The following is a 14,922-nucleotide window of genomic DNA, read 5'->3' as shown; positions in this document are numbered from 1 at the left end:
AGACTATTTGAGAGCAACCCCCGGGGGTCTCGTACACGGCTCCAAAACCGCTCTGGTTCAAGGTGTGTTGGTTAATTTTCTCGACCAGCAAGGTTACTGAAAGGAGATTGAAAATGAAAGACTTGCTCTTGACTGGCCTTCAACTCGCTTTGATCAGTGTAGGTGTTGGATTGGTATTTGCCGCCCCGTACACCCTTGAAGGTTTGGTTTATTGGGTGCCAGGTCTTGCGCTGTTTTTGGCGGGCTTAATTCCGTTTCTAAAGGCTAAGAACGCTAAAAAGCAAATCAGGAAGTAGTGTTTGCGCTATAAAAAAGGGAATCACCATGGCTTTAGAAAATCTTCAAAACCTGCCTGGGCAGAAACAACAAACAGCGTTCGGTGTGTTTGGACAAACACTGGCATTACTGCTTGGTATCACCATGCTCACGTGTTGGATTGCAACTCAAGTGGCTGCGCACATGCTGGGGTACCAGCCCGCACTCGGTGAGCCTTTGGCACGGCTGGGCTCTTATGCCTTGTACACGCCCATTGATTATTTTTTGTGGTTGCTGAAATTTGGCAACGTACAAGGCACGGAAGATGCTTTTTTCTATGGCGAAGTAATTCTTTTTGCTTTGCATTTTTTGTTTGTTCCTGCTGTCTGGCTTGCAGTTCGTCGAGCAAAGAAAATTGGCGGCAAAACGGATCTTCACGGCTCGGCCAGGTGGGCAAAAAAAGAAGACATTTACACGGCCACCCTGCTTCGCCGTCCTGTTTCTGCATTGAGAAAACTGGCGCACAAGTACATTGATGTGAACAAATTTTCTTTTATGAAGTTTTTTCTTGGTGACAAACCGCCTAAGAATTTTGGGTGTTATATCGGCGCTTGGATCGACCCTGATTCCGGTGAATATCACTATTTGGCGCACGATGGTCCTGAGCACCTTTTGACCTTCGCACCAACCCGCTCGGGTAAAGGTGTCGGACAAGTAATCCCCACGCTGCTGAGCTGGCCACATTCAACTGTGGTTCATGACATTAAAGGTGAAGCTTGGGCCTTGACTGCGGGATACAGAAAAGCCAAGGGGCACCGCGTTTTGAAGTTTGAACCTTCTGAACCCGATGGCTCGTCGGTTCGCTTTAATCCACTTGAAGAAGTGCGTTTGCGCACTCCGCGTGAAGTTGCGGACGTTCAAAATATTGCGCAGATGATTGTGGACCCGGACGGAAAAGGCATGGCCGATCACTGGGCCAAAACAGGCCATGAGCTGCTTTCAGCGGCGATACTGCACATTCTGTACCTGGGACACACAAAGACCTTGCGTGGGCTTGTTTCATTCTTCTGCGATCCAGCCCGCACCATTGAACAAGTGGCTGAATCGATGTTGACCGGGCAACATGACCCGCACGGCGCGCAAGGTTGGATTGATTTGAACACTGGGGAGCCCACCAACACGCACCCAGTTGTGGCCGAATCCGCGCGGTCTTTTTTGAACAAAAGTGAAAACGAACGATCAGGGGTTCAATCAACAGCGATGAGCTACCTGAGCCTGTATCGAGATCCGATTGTTGCGGCCAACACTGAAGTGTCCGAATTCAGAATTCATGACCTAATGAATTTTGATGATCCGGTGTCCTTGTATTTGGTGGTGCCGCCCAACGACAAGGCCCGCCTTCGGCCTTTGATCCGCTTGGTTCTGAACCAGATTTTCAGGCAAACGACTGAAAAAATGGACTTTGCCGATGGGCGCTCAGTGGCCGGTTACAAACACCGTCTTTTGATGATGCTCGACGAGTTTCCAGCGCTTGGGAAACTCGAATTGGTTCAAGAATCCTTGGCGTTTGTTGCGGGGTATGGGATCAAGTGTTACCTGATCACCCAAGACTTAACCCAGCTTTACGCGGCCTACGGAAAAGATGAATCCATTCTTTCCAATTGTCATGTGCGAATGGCCTATGCTCCGAACAAGGTGGAAACTGCTGAGCTTCTTTCCAAGTATTGTGGTGTGACCACGATCAACAAGCAAACCCGCTCCTACAGCGGTTCTCGGCTGAACCCACTGCTTATGCATGTGATGGCAGCCGAGCAAGAAACTCAGCGTCCATTGCTGACTGCGGACGAGTGTTTGCGCCTGCCCGGTGCAGTGAAAAGCCAAGATGGCAAAAACATTTTGGAACCCGGTGACATGCTGATTTTTCCCGCTGGCTCACCTCCGATTTACGGCAAGCAAATCCTGTATTTCAAGGACCCGATTTTCGACGCGAGATCAAAGATCAAAGCACCTCTAGAATCGGATCGACTTCACTTGCGTGTGACGAAAAACATTTCCCGCACCCACGTTGTGGAACCGGCACCAGTTGCTAAAAACACGACTGAAACGGCTTCAACAGCGAGCGCTGCAACCACTGCGCCAGTGGCTCCTGCGATTGCTGCGGCTGCTGTGCAGTACAGCGAGGAAGAGCTCGAACAACTCAATGCGGAAGCCGACGATACAGATGATTTGGATTTAATTTTTACATCGGACGAAGAAGAGCCGACAAGCCCAGCACAAGCGCCCGAATCCAGCAAAGAGTCAGGGGCGTCTGATCTGGATTTGGTGCCTTAAAAGAATAAATCATGAATTCAATAATTATTACGTTTGTTGCTGTTTCGGTTTACGTGCTTAGTTGGCTCGGCGGGTTTTCTTTGGCCATCAACCCCACGGATTCGATTGAACCTGGGGTGTACATCATGCGCGATCGGGTGCGAGTAGACGATTTGAAAACAGGCGACATAGTTTCGGCTTGCATACCAACTGGTGCGATGGCCCAAGTGTTCAAAGCCCGTGGCTATGTGCCCGAATCTGCACGCTGTCCAAGTGGGCTGTCACCAGTCATTAAGCACTTGGCCGCGAAAGCAGGGGATCACGTTGCGGTGAGTAATTTTGGGGTGTCTATCAACGGGAAATACCAAGCCAATTCCAAAGTTTTTTCGACTGACTCACAAGGCAACCCCATGGGGCACCTGCCTTTAGGCTGGAGTCGGGTGCTCAATCAAGGTGAGTTTTTTTTGATGGCCACAAGAATTGATCGATCGCTTGATAGCAGATATTACGGCTTGATTAAAACAATGGACTTGCAGGGCAAGGCCGTTTTCAAACTCTTTTGAGGATTTTAAAGATGCGTTTATTCATTGCTGAAAAGCCCTCAATGGGCAAAGAAATTGCGAAAAATCTTGGCGGAAAGATGGTCAATCAAGGGCCTGCTGGAAAGCCCCCAACCCACATTGAAGTGGGCGGCGATGTGGTGACATGGGGCTTTGGCCACTTGCTCGAAATGGCCCCACCTGAGCACTATTCCGAAGCCTTTAAAAAGTGGTCTTTTGACACGCTTCCAATCGAGCCAAAATCATTTGAACTGCTCCCTAAGAGCAACGCAAAGGCTCAGATTTCAACCATCAAAGCTTTATTGAAAAAAGCCTCCACCGTAGTCAATGCGGGAGATCCTGACCGAGAGGGCCAATGGGTTGTCGATTCACTACTAGAACACTTCGGGAACACAAAGCCAGTGCAAAGAATCATCCTACAGGCACTGGATGAAGTCAGCGTAAAAAAAGCTTTGGCAAACCTTCAACCCAATACCTCACCGCAGTTTATTGGCTGGAAAAATTCGGCCATTGGACGCCAGCGCTCTGATTGGTTTTGGGGCATGAACCTAACTCGCGCCCACACACTTGTTTCGAATGTAAAAGGCCAAGTGGTGTCAATTGGCCGTGTTCAAACCCCTACGCTGGGTTTGGTCGTTGCCCGTGATTTGGCCATTGAAAACTTCAAACCAAAGGATTTTTATGCTGTGTCGGCCCAAATCGTTGGTGCCGAACCTGTGTTTTCAGCAAAGTGGAAACCATCGGATGCAGTGCCTGTGGATGAATCTGGGCGAGTGCTCGATGCCAACATTGCCCAAACCGTTTGCGCCAAAATAAAAAGCCAAACCGCATCGGTGACTGCCTTTGAAGCTGTGGACAAAAAGCAATCTGCCCCCCTGCCCTACTCTTTATCTTCACTCCAGCTTGCCGCCAGCAAGAAGCTCGGTTTGGGTGCTCAGCGTGTGTTAGATATAGCACAAACACTATATGAGCAAAAACTAACTAGCTACCCGCGAACCGATTGCCCTTACTTGCCTGAAAGCCAACATGCAAGTGCGGAACTGATTGCCAAGTGTTTGCCAGAGAAGTATTCAGAATTGGTAAAAGGTGCGTCGTTTTCGATTAAATCCGGGGCTTGGAATGACAGCAAGGTAACGGCGCATCACGGGATCATACCCACGGGGCAAAAGGCTAATTTGTCGGGTGAGTTGGCTGCGGTTTACGACATGATTGTCTTGGCGTACCTGGCACAGTTTTACCCGCCGTTTGTGTACAAACAAACCACCATTTCGCTGGAAGTTGCGGGTGAAAAATTCACCGCCTCGGGCAAGGCCCCAATCAGTCAAGGCTGGAAAGTGGTGTTTGGCAGTGAAGAATCTGAAGAAGGCGAAGACAAACAAACCCTTCCTGTACTTCAAGTTGGGCAAAGTTTGATCTGTGAAACGGCCCAAGTTGACGCCAAAAAAACCACGCCTCCTTTGCGCTTCACGGAAGGAACCTTGATTCAAGCAATGACCAACGTTCACCAGTTGGTCGATGATCCTGAAATTAAGAAGCGGTTGAAAGAAACGGCTGGTATTGGCACTGAAGCGACTCGGGCCAACATCATCGAAACTCTGAAAATGCGCAAGTTCATTGAAATCCCAGATTCAGGGAAAGACAAGGGAAAACTGGTTTCCACTCAAAATGGCAGGAAATTGATTGCAAAGCTGCCTGATTCGTTGAAGTCTGCGGGGATCACTGGCCTGTTCGAACAAGCGCTTGAATCGGTGGCCAAGGGGGAAACATCGCTGGATGTTTTTATGGAAAAACAAACCGCGTTTGTGAAAAAGTACGTGGAAATGGCAAGGAAGGAGGCTCCTGCAACCGCTAGTGCCTCTACTCCCGTCGCCCCTAGTGTGGGCTGCCCTGTGTGCGAAAAAGGCAAACTGCGCCTTTTAAATGGCTCCAAAGGCGCGTTTTGGGGGTGCTCAGGATTCAGGGATGGATGCAAAACGACTTGCCCGGACCTGTCGGGAAAACCTGACCTGGGCAAGTTTGCAAAATGAAATTCACGATTGAAACTTTGTTGTTTGCTGCGCTGGGGTCTCTTTTGGGGTTTTCGTGGGGGCACGAGCACCTGAGCTTTGCCATTGTCATCGCGGCGGCTTTTCCAGTGGTGCTGTTTTTCGCACCCAGCCGGCTTGCCGCTTTTGGGTTTGCGCTGGCCTATTTTTTACTGGCAAGCCGTGGAATTCCGCATGGAGTGGGCGTTTTCTTCAACACCGAAGACTCCCCCCTGTTTGGGTGGGGTCTTTGGGCTGGCGCGGCCTGCTTGAATGCTGGGCCGTGGGCATTGGCTTGGACAAAAGAGCCAAATAGCGCGACCATTTTCAAGATTTTGCTTGCAATCGGTATTACCGCCCTGCCCCCGATTGGCATTGTTGGTTGGGCCTCCCCACTTGCTTCGGCTGGGTGGATTTTTCCCGGACTGGGTGTTTTAGGATTGGGCGCACTTTTTCTTCTGTGGCACGCCGTTTTAAACAAAAATTGGGAATTGGTGATTGCCGGTGCATTGTTGAGTGCCACATTAAACGCGCACACAATCGCTTCCCCAGTGCTGCAAGCATTGAACGGAGTTACTTTTGAATCGTTGGACACGAATTTTTCAAAACTTCAATCACATATTCCAAGCCAGATCAGTTCCCGCGTGAATCTGATCACTTCCAAAGCTCAAAACTTGCCCCCAAACAGCGTTCTGGTTTTGCCTGAGACCATGCTCCCAGCTCCGGATGCCAAGTTTTCTTTCATCGAGCTGTTGCTCGAAGACGCTGGCCAAGTTCTTCGATCAAAAAATTCAGTGATTGTCTTTGGCCGAGAATTCAAAACTGAAACCGGCATGATCAACACCTTGGCTTTTTTGGGGACCGATCGAGCGCCGATCCAGCAGCGCATTCCCGTGCCGTTTGGCATGTGGAAGCCGTGGGCTTCAGGCTCTTTTGAAATGGATATTTTTGGGCCAGGCTCTACTAATTTTGCGGGCTTGAAACTAGGTCACCTGGTGTGTTTCGAAGAAGTGCTAACGATCACCAACCTAATCACATTTTCCACGAATCCTGACGTGGTAATTTCATCTGCCAACGATTGGTGGGCCAGAGATACCAGCATTCCGGCGATTCAAGCTCAAACCGTTGGGTCTTGGGGTCGCCTTTTTGGTGCTCCAGTTGTTCGCGCTGTTAATTTTTAAAAGCGAAAACACCCAAAAAAGAAGAAGGCCCGAAAGGGCCTTCTTCTTTTAAGTTATATAGCATGAGCCATAGCGTTATTTAGAAACCAGAAGCTTGAAGTGGTGAATTCTGTGGGGTGTAGTTTACGGTTTGAATAGGCTTTTCATTGGAGCCAATTTGTTTGAATGTTTCTGTTTTTGGCTTGTCTTCCCACACGCTCAATGGTGCTGAACGTGGGTCTGCATTGACTACAACGCTACCCGCGTTACCTTGAAGAATAAGCCCGGCAGGCATAGCCGGGATTGAGTATTTCAAAGATTTGCCGCTGTTGTTAACTACCTTTTGAACGTACCCATTGGCAAATCCCCGCACCAGGCTGCCGGTGTTGTAAGCGCTGAGTGAAGCCAAAAGTGCTTGTTCTCCTGGGCCGTATTGCTTTGAGGCCCGCTCGTAGCCCGATTCCAAGACTTTTGCACTGGCTTTAAGATTGGTACAAGGGTCGAAGACCTGTGAGACCGTTAGACCTAACCATTTCAGGTTCTTGGAGTTGATCTGGGCCAAGCCCATATCAACGCTGTGACCTCGATTAATGCGCTCTGTCGCCATTTGAACGGCTTCTTGATAGCTTTTCGGCTGCTTAGTCACCCGCAAAGTGTTGTCATTTATAGCATAAGGATTACCACCACTTTCAGTTTTAATGATCGCCATAAGGGTAGTAGGCCCTACGTTTGGCGCACATTCAGCCATCAGTGATGGTAAGTCCATAATCAAGATATTTCTTCCTTTTTACGCTTGGGTTTTTTAATCAGTTCTTTGGCTTCATGTACAAAAAGATCATCCTCAACATCTGTGATTTTTTTGATTTTGATCAGCTCTTCACCTGAGTCTTCGGCGTGCTGTGCCTTGTTGTGATACCACCAGGTTAGCCCTGTGTACAAAAATGTTTGTAAGCTTATTTCGAGTTTCCAAGCCTCATTTTTTACTTTGTTGCAAATTGAATCTTCAGCCACAACGTTGAATAGAACCCATTTTTCTTTTTGGGCTTCGACGTTCTTTGCCGGTATTTTCCAAACAAAATAAGGATCTGTTTTCCATACTTTTGATTGAAGGAATTCGTTCAACGCGGTGTCGAAAATGCTTCGCAAAGAGCCATAGGGATTTCTTGTGTCTGTGCTTAGATTTTTTAGCCGCGTGCGAAGTTTCTCTGGAACCTTTGCAATCATTGGAGAGCTGTAAGCCATAAGTTGTCCTTTGCTACTTGTTTTCAAGGGCGTGGATTACCGCCGCCTGAATCACTACCGACACAGATGTGTCGGGGTACACAGCTTTTATAGCATCAACAATTTCTGGTTGCAACGTGGCGCAAACTTGAATGTAAGTCGTTGGTCTCCCTGTCATATGAGGCCTATCAGATAGATTTCTCTTTTCTTTTAATGCAACAAACTCGTCCAATGCTTCGCGAATAAATGGAGATCGAGCCCGTGCGGAAGGCGGGGCCACCTTGTCCATTTTCTTTTTGGCAGACTCCGACAATCGGAAAACGTACCGAATTGTGTCTGCTCCTCGCGGTCTTCCCATGTTAAAAAACCTCAATTTATAGGGGGTGGCAAAATCATGTCAGCAGTCACCATCACATTAAATTCGTAACCAGGACGAATTTTTAGGGTCGGCTGAATGTTTAAATTCTTTTGCGTGATTGTAAGCGCAGTTTGCCCAATTTGTTGACCTAAGGCCGCGCCCACGGTTTGTGAAACTGATGGGCCTTGATTGGTGTTATTGCCATTTCCACCATTGTTGGGCTGAGAGATTTGAACGCCCGCGCTAATAATGCTCATTAAAATCGCATTGCCAAATACTTTGAAATAGTGGTTATCGACTTCATCAAAAAACCCTGCGTAACCCGCTTTATCTGCGCCTGGCATACCTTGCAAGTTGAATGAATCACCATTGGGGAAAATCACTCGATTCCAGGCCAAAAGGACACGTTCCTGGCCATATGTAACGGAACTATCGTACAAACCGATTAGCCGGGAGCCTAGAGGGATTAACAAATGCTGCCCTGTTTTGGAGTCGTAGACGTTTTCTTTTACCTGGGCGATAACTTGCCCTGGGAGATCAGAATTGATCCCACCAATCATCACGGCTGGAATCACAGCACCGGCTTTTACTTCATAAGGACTGCGAGGCGCTTTTTTTACACTGGATGAATAATCAGTATCAAGCGGAGTTTTTTGATCTTTTAGAAATTGTTGCTTATCAGCTTGACGATTTTGATCATCATTATTTAAGGCATTGTTTTGCATGCCTGGCGTCAAGCCTGGCAATTGCATGGCTGACTGTTGGAAATTGTTGGAAGAAACTGGCATGGGGACTGCCCCCGCTTGCTGAGCCCCACCGAACCCCGATGCAGCCAAATTCGCTTTTTTGGCTTGATCCAGCTCTTGAGCACGGCGCTGCTTCTCTTGTTCGCGGCGCTGCTCTTCCATCAACTCAGCCTGGCTTTTCTGTGCCAAAGGTTGAGTTGCTGCCGACGCGGTTAAATTAGGAACACTGGTTTTTCCCGAAGTTGAAGCGGTTGCAAGTGCGTTGCTAGCAGCCCCACCCAAATCAGGTACGCCGGATGTTATCGAGGGCTGAGAAAAAGATGTTGATAGTTCAGGTTCTGGCTGAAGCAAAGAAACCAGGTTGTTACCTTTGCTGGCATACCAACTGCTGTTGGTATCAAGCGTTGTTGGTCGCAGTTCATTGCCTTGGTTTGCAACTCCGTCAGTGGCAGCGTCTTTGACCGCATTGGCCCCACCACCAAATGTGGTGACGGCAACGATCGCCGCCCCTCCCAAAATACCAGCTCCGAGTATTAGACCTTTTTTGTTAATTTTTTTGATCCCTGAAGGCACTCCGCGCAGGCTCAATCCGCCGTTCACAGCCTCGTTAGGATTCAAACCTGAGGGGCTTTCATCACTCAAAACTGAGTCATCAATTTGTTGTGTCATGATTTTGGGTCCTTAGTTGGTGTGGTTTTGGACGTGTTTTTTCACGATTTCCACTTTTTCTTGATCACGATCTACGCCAATAATCAGCCCCGCCCGCTCAAACAATTTGTCCACGATGTAATAGGTAACATCTTGTCCGCCCTGCTTCGCATTTTTGACACGGTAGTTCACCAATTGACTTTCACCACTTCGATCCAGCACAACAAGTGCCGGAGCTTCACTCGAGTGCATGGTTGCGGGCATTTGAATCCACACATGCGTTCCGTCATCAAAAACACGCGTGGGGAACCAGGGCAAACGCTTGTTCCCAACAATTTCATAGCTGTCCAAGTTGATTTGGTCGATTGTGACCACTGGCATATCTGCTACCTTTCGATTGGATTCTTCGTCGGCTTTGCGCTGGGCCAATTCCATTTCACCTTGCCAGTTCTGAACCATGTCATATGGGTAGTAATAACCCACAACGCTTGAGTAGTTTGTGTCGCTCGATCGCAAAGTCATTACATAGGTGCGTCGATTTGTTGTGACCAACAAGTTTGTAGTCAAGCCTTTGTCGGTTGGCTTTACGATGACATGAGGTGTGGCCATTGGGCCTTCGCCCGTTTTAGCTGGAGCTGGAATCCAGCGCACGGTATCACCCAGAATGACATTGTTGATTACCTCGCCTTGCTGGAGCTGAATCGAACAAGCACGAAGGGGTGCACAAACGATTTCAGGTTGACCTTGACCAAAGGGAAATAACAGCACCCCTTCAGGGCTCAAAACAGGCTGGGCGTTTTCCCCAAGTTGCCATTTTTTTGCTTCCAAGCGCACTGCATCCAACCCTTTCGGCGCAGAGGCGTTGTAACGCAAGAATGCAGTTCGACCATCCCAAACAACATCCGCCACCCCTTCGGCTTGTTGTGCAATCATTTTTAGTGTTTCGTAAAGGCTTGCTTGATTCAACGTCAAGTCCACCGTAATCGGAACAGCCTTGCCCTGGTGCCTTCCAATCGCTAGCCCAGGTTGAATTTCTTTGAGCTTTTGCAGTGCGCCGGTCAGTTCACCGGTGTATGCAAAATCAAAGCGATCTGGGGCAATCGTTCGAAGCGCCTCTATGGCTTGAACATTGTCTAAGCTTTTGGATTTTGCCGCCAATACTGGGCTTATTGAAAACACTGCGGCAATCAAACCTGCAAAAATAAAATTCTTTTTCATAGTCGTAATTCCTTATTTATTTAAAAATTACAATTGTTGGGTCCACGCAAGCTGATCAACCACGACCCCCGTGGGATTGGCAATGATTTGCTTTGGTGTTGTTGGGGTGAAGTTTTTTACGGTGATGATGGCTTGCCAGCGCGTAATCCCCTCAATAGAACCGTTTAAGCCACGCGCTGTTTCTGTCCAATTGACCTGCCATGTCGTACCCGACAATGGCAGTGCTGACTGAATTTCGACGGCAACCATGCTGCCTTTGGCTTTTTCAAAAGGGTCTGATTTTTTGAAGTACTCATTCAGATATTGATTGCTTGCTGGTGATGTAATTGCGTAAATCTGGTCTAGCCACCGTTTCTGAACGATGGGGTCAGGAGTAATCGATCGAGCGTTTGTAATGAACTGCGCAAGCTGAAAACGAATAATGCGTTCGTCAGCCACTTTGGCCCCTTGGGCCGGAGCAACAGCCACGGCCTCACCCAATTTATCGACCTGAACAATAAAAGGTTGCACAGATGCTTGACTCGCGACGGTTACCAAGGAAACCGCCAAAACCGCACTCAACGCCATCGAAGCCATGGCGGTTAATTGCCATGTCCGCTTCTGTGCGATGTAGGAGCCGTAGCGCTCGTTCCACTCGCGACGCGCTGCAAGGTAGGGGTTTTCCGGGGCTTTTGAAAGTGGCATGCCGGTAACTGGCTCAACCTTTTTTTGAAGTGAGGCGCCTTGGTTCTGTTTACCAAAAAAATCTGAAATCATATTGGCCATTGTTGTTCCTTTGCGTGTTTACACCGCGTTAATCCGCTTTTAAGTTGATTTGTACCCCAGCGCCTGGAGCTGCGTCATTTGGTAGCTCACCCATAGTTTGTGCCCCCTCTTGCAAACGCTGTGACAAAGTGGGTTTCGGCTGAGAAACCGGAGCTGCTGGCTGTGGCCCAGAAGAACCGGAGGGTGCCGGGGGTGTCGGCCTAGAAGGCCTGACTGGTTCTGATGGAGCGCTTTTTTGGGTCGCAATTCCCGGATTGGCAGGAGCCGATCCGGGGGAATTGCTTGAAGTAGATGTTGAAGTTCTATTTTGCGGAGCGCTATTTGTAAGCGCGCCTGATTCGCTTGAGTTTGGAGCCGTAACCGTGTTTTGCCCTTGCTCGCCAGAACCTTGCAAAGGTCCGCTCGGACTGGACGCACCGGGGTTTGATGAAGATGAAGCTACACCTTCATTTTTTTCATCTGAAGCAGGTATGCTTGATTCATTCGATGTTGGTGCTGCAACTTGGGGTTGCTCTCCCGAACTCGACGAGCCGCCATCACGATCACCAGCCGACCCAGAAGCCTTTTCGGTAGTGGCGGTCGGGGCTTCTGCTGCTTTTTGTCCAGTGTTGATAGCCTCAAGCTGAGCACCATTTTGCTGTGCAGGCGCATTCGCTGGAACTTGATTTTGCCCCCCCGGCGAAGATCCTGCGCCAGAAGTCGAAGCTGAAGCCGGTGTCGGAGCCGTTCCTCCTGCCGGTTGGGATTGGCTTTGCTGAGTAGGCCCGCTATTTGCCTGAGGGCCTGAGGCTCCCGGAGTTTGACTTTGGGTGCCACCTGCACCCAAAGCAGAAGGAGAAGAAGGGGAAGAGGAAAAAGACTTGGAAGCAGCTCCACCAGCCCCAGGCACCGTAGGCGCTGCTACGCTACCAGCCGCCTTGAGCTCATTTAAAGATGCTGTCGTAGCGTTCAACCTTCCCGCTATACCCTGGGATGCGCCAGCTCCGCCTAATCCTTTGATCCCATCCGAAATGGCCCCAACTGTAGCGGAACCCAATGCCCCAATTGCACCTGCGGCGACGCCTAAAGCCCCGGTAGCCCCACCTGCCTTTGCTGCGCCGATTGCTGCGCCCAAAGTCTTAGTGACCGCACTGGCCCCTCCTGCGGCACTCGCACCCATTGCCCCAACCACCCCTGCTGCTCCCAAACCAGCACCAGCCAAGGTGCCTGCTGTGGCGGCAGCTCCTCCCAAAGTCATCGACACGGAGCCTGTCAGCATCGAGCTTGCCAATGAGGGGATTTGAAAAGCCAAAAAAGTGTACACAATGGCACCAGCTAACACTTCCAAATAACCAGAAGGATCAGGTGAGTTTTGTATAGCGCCCAACCAGGTATTGGAAAGGTTTTGTCCTGCACCAATGATCAGATAGGTGACAAACAATTTGACGCCGGTTGAAACGGCAAACGAAATGAATTTTTCAGCAAAGGTGGTTGTCCAGCGCGACCCAGCAAAACCAAGGAACAACACCCCCGCGCTAACAACTATGTAAGATTCGATCAACGTGACCAGCATTTGGCCTGCGATAACAACGAACGCAAGCAAAATCATAATGGAAACCAAAACTGCTAAGAAAAATGGACCGATGTCTGTCCAATCCAATTCTTGCGCTTTGTCCAGAATCGCGGTTGACAATGACAGGCCTCGCTCCATAACACCGGAAGGCGTTAGAGTCCCAGTTTGCCCAGCAGTAGCGCCAGCCTGCGAAAAGCCATCAATGATCGCTGGAATCCAGGTGTCGAAATTAAGAAGAATGGCGTAGAAAAAAAGCAACGCCATCATTTTTTTCAAAAGCATGACCAGGAATTGTTTTGGATCATCTTTTTCCAAAACAAACATGATTCCGAACCAGAGCATTTCCAGTAAAGCCAGCTTTAAAAATAGACCTTTTGCTATACTAAATAATGTTCCACTCCAACCAGAAGCAGCATTTTGATATGTGTTACCAATGTTGTCTAAAATAGTGCTCTGCGCATGAACTGTATCGCAGCCCAACGCTAAAAACATCAAAGCCAACAAAGTGAATTTGTTTAAATAAATTGACTTAGCCATTGCCAAATTACCTTTCGGTGAAAAACAATAAGGAATGTGATAATGGTTGCTATGGAGAATGAAAATCCATTCTTTACGTCTTGCCACACCACACTTGAGTTAGCTTTGGAAAAAGCACCAACTAAAGCTTCTCGGAAACTGACCATTGTTGCCACACCAAAGAAAAACGGCACGATATACAACAGAACCAGCCCAAAAATAAATACTTGTGCACCCAAACCACCAGCAAAAACCAACAACCTAAACATTTTGAATTCCTTTTAAACTTAGGTTTAGTATAGCACTTGATTTAGTATAGCACAAGAATTTTATTCTGATTTAAACACAAAAAAAATACATTTTTATTTGGAGTGAAATTAGTTTTTCCCGCCCTTACTTGAAAATGTAGGCTGTCGTTCGACATGGGTTTTGAAGTGTGTTTCGTTACTCATGCGTTTTGCAGCTTCCCTCTGCTCTTGCCCCGCCATGTAGGCATTTTGAGCCTGCATTTGTGCCATAAACAATTGCCTTAACTTTTGGAGCTGGTTCACCTGTTGTGAAGCAACCATGACCCCGGCCTGCGCGGCTTGCAGCCCGCCCTGGGAACCACTGGCAATGTTTTGTATAGTCTGAAGCGCTTGTTCTTCATTAGCAAACTGTTGACTCTGAACACCGGCTGTTTGAAGTGCCGACTTGATGGAATCAAGACTGGTGGCGGTCCAATCGCGAGAGGCCTGCTGAAAATTAATCGGACTGGAATTTGCGTATCCAGCGTATTTTGTTGAAAAAGCTTGATCAATATTGGCAAGCTGATAGCCCAAGGCCTGCCCCTGGGCAACCAAATTAGTTAATTGCTGGAGTTCAGCTTGAGCTTGACCCCAAATAAACTGCGGGGCGGCAATCAGGTTTTTGAGCTGTTGCTGAGCCATTTGCACTTGCAAAATTGTTTGTTGAACCTGTTGAAACATCTGGCCAGTTTGTGCGAGAAGCTCAGCATTGTTGAGAATCTGTGTAATTTCAGTGGCTCCACCAAAACCACCACCACCAGCCTGAACGAACGCGGGATTTGCTATAAAACTCGCAGAAATTAAACTGCAAATAATTTTTCTGTTCATCGATCACACTCCTTTATGACTGCTCAATTTTTCATAAAAAGTAATCCAATCATTTGGGACCAATCTTTCGCGCATCCAAGCAGAAACCCATTCTTTACCATGGGTGGATTGAAGTGAGCGGATGTAAGCGGCTTGTTCTTTACCGGAAACAGCGGTAAATGCCAAAGCTACTGACCCAAGCCCAAGTGAAAACATGCGCTTTCCATCGGCATTCATGAGGTAGTAATCTGACTTGGGCCGTGCGTAAGCAATGTTTTCAATTTGTCGCTCATTCATTCCCAAAGCTTGGTACAGTGGTGCCACGGTTTGGCTTGTGGCCTCCGCGTTTGGTAGCATGAATTTGGTTGCTGTGGTTTGCACGATCGAAGTACCGATTGCAGACTTCAATACGGTGTCGATGTTTTGCGTTGCAAAACCTACCGCTGCGTTTTCTTTTCGCATGACTTCCAACCACTGATTCAGCTTTTCGATGGC

Annotated in this window: 12 protein-coding genes and 1 pseudogene; 5 read left to right on the top strand and 8 right to left on the bottom strand. The window is 48.5% G+C overall.

The features are described from left to right. The first annotated feature begins 113 nt into the window (after positions 1–113). The 5 genes from LMED105_RS15455 to LMED105_RS15435 are packed head-to-tail and all read left to right on the top strand — an operon-like array spanning position 114 to position 6,330. Complete coding sequence (locus tag LMED105_RS15455) at positions 114–296, top strand: hypothetical protein (RefSeq protein WP_008253120.1); 183 nt, start codon at positions 114–116, stop codon at positions 294–296. Positions 297–324: 28 nt separating this feature from the next. Beyond that, a complete protein-coding gene (locus LMED105_RS15450; protein ID WP_008253118.1) occupies positions 325–2,586 on the top strand; it encodes a type IV secretory system conjugative DNA transfer family protein in 2,262 nt (753 codons plus the stop codon). 11 nt (positions 2,587–2,597) lie between these two features. Then, a complete protein-coding gene (locus tag LMED105_RS15445; protein ID WP_008253116.1) occupies positions 2,598–3,128 on the top strand; it encodes a S26 family signal peptidase in 531 nt (176 codons plus the stop codon). Between the two features lie 11 nt (positions 3,129–3,139). Beyond that, a complete protein-coding gene (locus tag LMED105_RS15440) occupies positions 3,140–5,152 on the top strand; it encodes a DNA topoisomerase 3 (protein WP_008253114.1) in 2,013 nt (670 codons plus the stop codon). After that, positions 5,149–6,330 (top strand): nitrilase-related carbon-nitrogen hydrolase, encoded by a 1,182-nt coding sequence (locus LMED105_RS15435; protein ID WP_008253112.1) that lies wholly within the window; start codon positions 5,149–5,151, stop codon positions 6,328–6,330. The genes LMED105_RS15440 and LMED105_RS15435 overlap by 4 nt, the downstream gene beginning before the upstream one ends. A gap of 79 nt (positions 6,331–6,409) precedes the next feature. Here LMED105_RS15435 and LMED105_RS16580 read toward each other — a convergent pair whose 3' ends face one another. The 8 genes and pseudogenes from LMED105_RS16580 to LMED105_RS15385 form a co-directional block, all read right to left on the bottom strand. Further along, positions 6,410–7,075, bottom strand: a complete 666-nt coding sequence (locus tag LMED105_RS16580; RefSeq protein WP_083797233.1) for a lytic transglycosylase domain-containing protein — start codon at positions 7,073–7,075, stop codon at positions 6,410–6,412. Positions 7,076–7,077: 2 nt separating this feature from the next. After that, the gene (locus LMED105_RS15425; protein ID WP_040513765.1) at positions 7,078–7,551 is read right to left on the bottom strand and encodes a hypothetical protein; all 474 of its coding nucleotides are present in this window, start codon (positions 7,549–7,551) and stop codon (positions 7,078–7,080) included. Positions 7,552–7,899: 348 nt separating this feature from the next. Next, positions 7,900–9,303 carry a TrbI/VirB10 family protein gene (locus LMED105_RS17065; protein ID WP_008253104.1) on the bottom strand — a complete coding sequence of 468 codons (1,404 nt, stop codon included), beginning with the start codon at positions 9,301–9,303 and terminating at the stop codon, positions 7,900–7,902. A gap of 12 nt (positions 9,304–9,315) precedes the next feature. Continuing rightward, the gene (trbG, locus tag LMED105_RS15410; RefSeq protein WP_008253102.1) at positions 9,316–10,500 is read right to left on the bottom strand and encodes a P-type conjugative transfer protein TrbG; all 1,185 of its coding nucleotides are present in this window, start codon (positions 10,498–10,500) and stop codon (positions 9,316–9,318) included. 27 nt (positions 10,501–10,527) lie between these two features. Then, positions 10,528–11,265 (bottom strand): conjugal transfer protein TrbF, encoded by a 738-nt coding sequence (gene trbF / locus LMED105_RS15405; protein WP_008253100.1) that lies wholly within the window; start codon positions 11,263–11,265, stop codon positions 10,528–10,530. Positions 11,266–11,293: 28 nt separating this feature from the next. Continuing rightward, on the bottom strand, positions 11,294–13,441 hold the full coding sequence (gene trbL / locus LMED105_RS15400) for a P-type conjugative transfer protein TrbL (protein WP_156799733.1): 2,148 nt from the start codon (positions 13,439–13,441) through the stop codon (positions 11,294–11,296). Between the two features lie 269 nt (positions 13,442–13,710). Further along, positions 13,711–14,448: a P-type conjugative transfer protein TrbJ gene (gene trbJ, locus LMED105_RS15390; protein WP_008253094.1), complete on the bottom strand. Its 738-nt coding sequence runs from the start codon at positions 14,446–14,448 to the stop codon at positions 13,711–13,713. A 3-nt stretch (positions 14,449–14,451) separates the two neighbouring features. Further along, a pseudogene (locus LMED105_RS15385) lies at positions 14,452–14,922 on the bottom strand (hypothetical protein); the annotation flags it as partial.

Origin of the sequence: Limnobacter sp. MED105 (assembly GCF_000170915.1) — a bacterium.
Lineage (GTDB): Bacteria > Pseudomonadota > Gammaproteobacteria > Burkholderiales > Burkholderiaceae_B > Limnobacter.
Note: the sequence above shows the minus strand (reverse complement) of the source record. Positions and strands in the feature narration are given on the sequence as shown.

Excerpts from the sequence above, each read along its gene's own strand:
- LMED105_RS15455 (WP_008253120.1), top strand. The coding sequence starts at position 114 with ATGAAAGACTTGCTCTTGACTGGCCTTCAACTCGCTTTGATCAGTGTA.
- LMED105_RS15450 (WP_008253118.1), top strand. The coding sequence starts at position 325 with ATGGCTTTAGAAAATCTTCAAAACCTGCCTGGGCAGAAACAACAAACA.
- LMED105_RS15445 (WP_008253116.1), top strand. The coding sequence starts at position 2,598 with ATGAATTCAATAATTATTACGTTTGTTGCTGTTTCGGTTTACGTGCTT.
- LMED105_RS15440 (WP_008253114.1), top strand. The coding sequence starts at position 3,140 with ATGCGTTTATTCATTGCTGAAAAGCCCTCAATGGGCAAAGAAATTGCG.
- LMED105_RS15435 (WP_008253112.1), top strand. The coding sequence starts at position 5,149 with ATGAAATTCACGATTGAAACTTTGTTGTTTGCTGCGCTGGGGTCTCTT.
- LMED105_RS16580 (WP_083797233.1), bottom strand. The coding sequence starts at position 7,075 with ATGGACTTACCATCACTGATGGCTGAATGTGCGCCAAACGTAGGGCCT.
- LMED105_RS15425 (WP_040513765.1), bottom strand. The coding sequence starts at position 7,551 with ATGGCTTACAGCTCTCCAATGATTGCAAAGGTTCCAGAGAAACTTCGC.
- LMED105_RS17065 (WP_008253104.1), bottom strand. The coding sequence starts at position 9,303 with ATGACACAACAAATTGATGACTCAGTTTTGAGTGATGAAAGCCCCTCA.
- trbG (WP_008253102.1), bottom strand. The coding sequence starts at position 10,500 with ATGAAAAAGAATTTTATTTTTGCAGGTTTGATTGCCGCAGTGTTTTCA.
- trbF (WP_008253100.1), bottom strand. The coding sequence starts at position 11,265 with ATGGCCAATATGATTTCAGATTTTTTTGGTAAACAGAACCAAGGCGCC.
- trbJ (WP_008253094.1), bottom strand. The coding sequence starts at position 14,448 with ATGAACAGAAAAATTATTTGCAGTTTAATTTCTGCGAGTTTTATAGCA.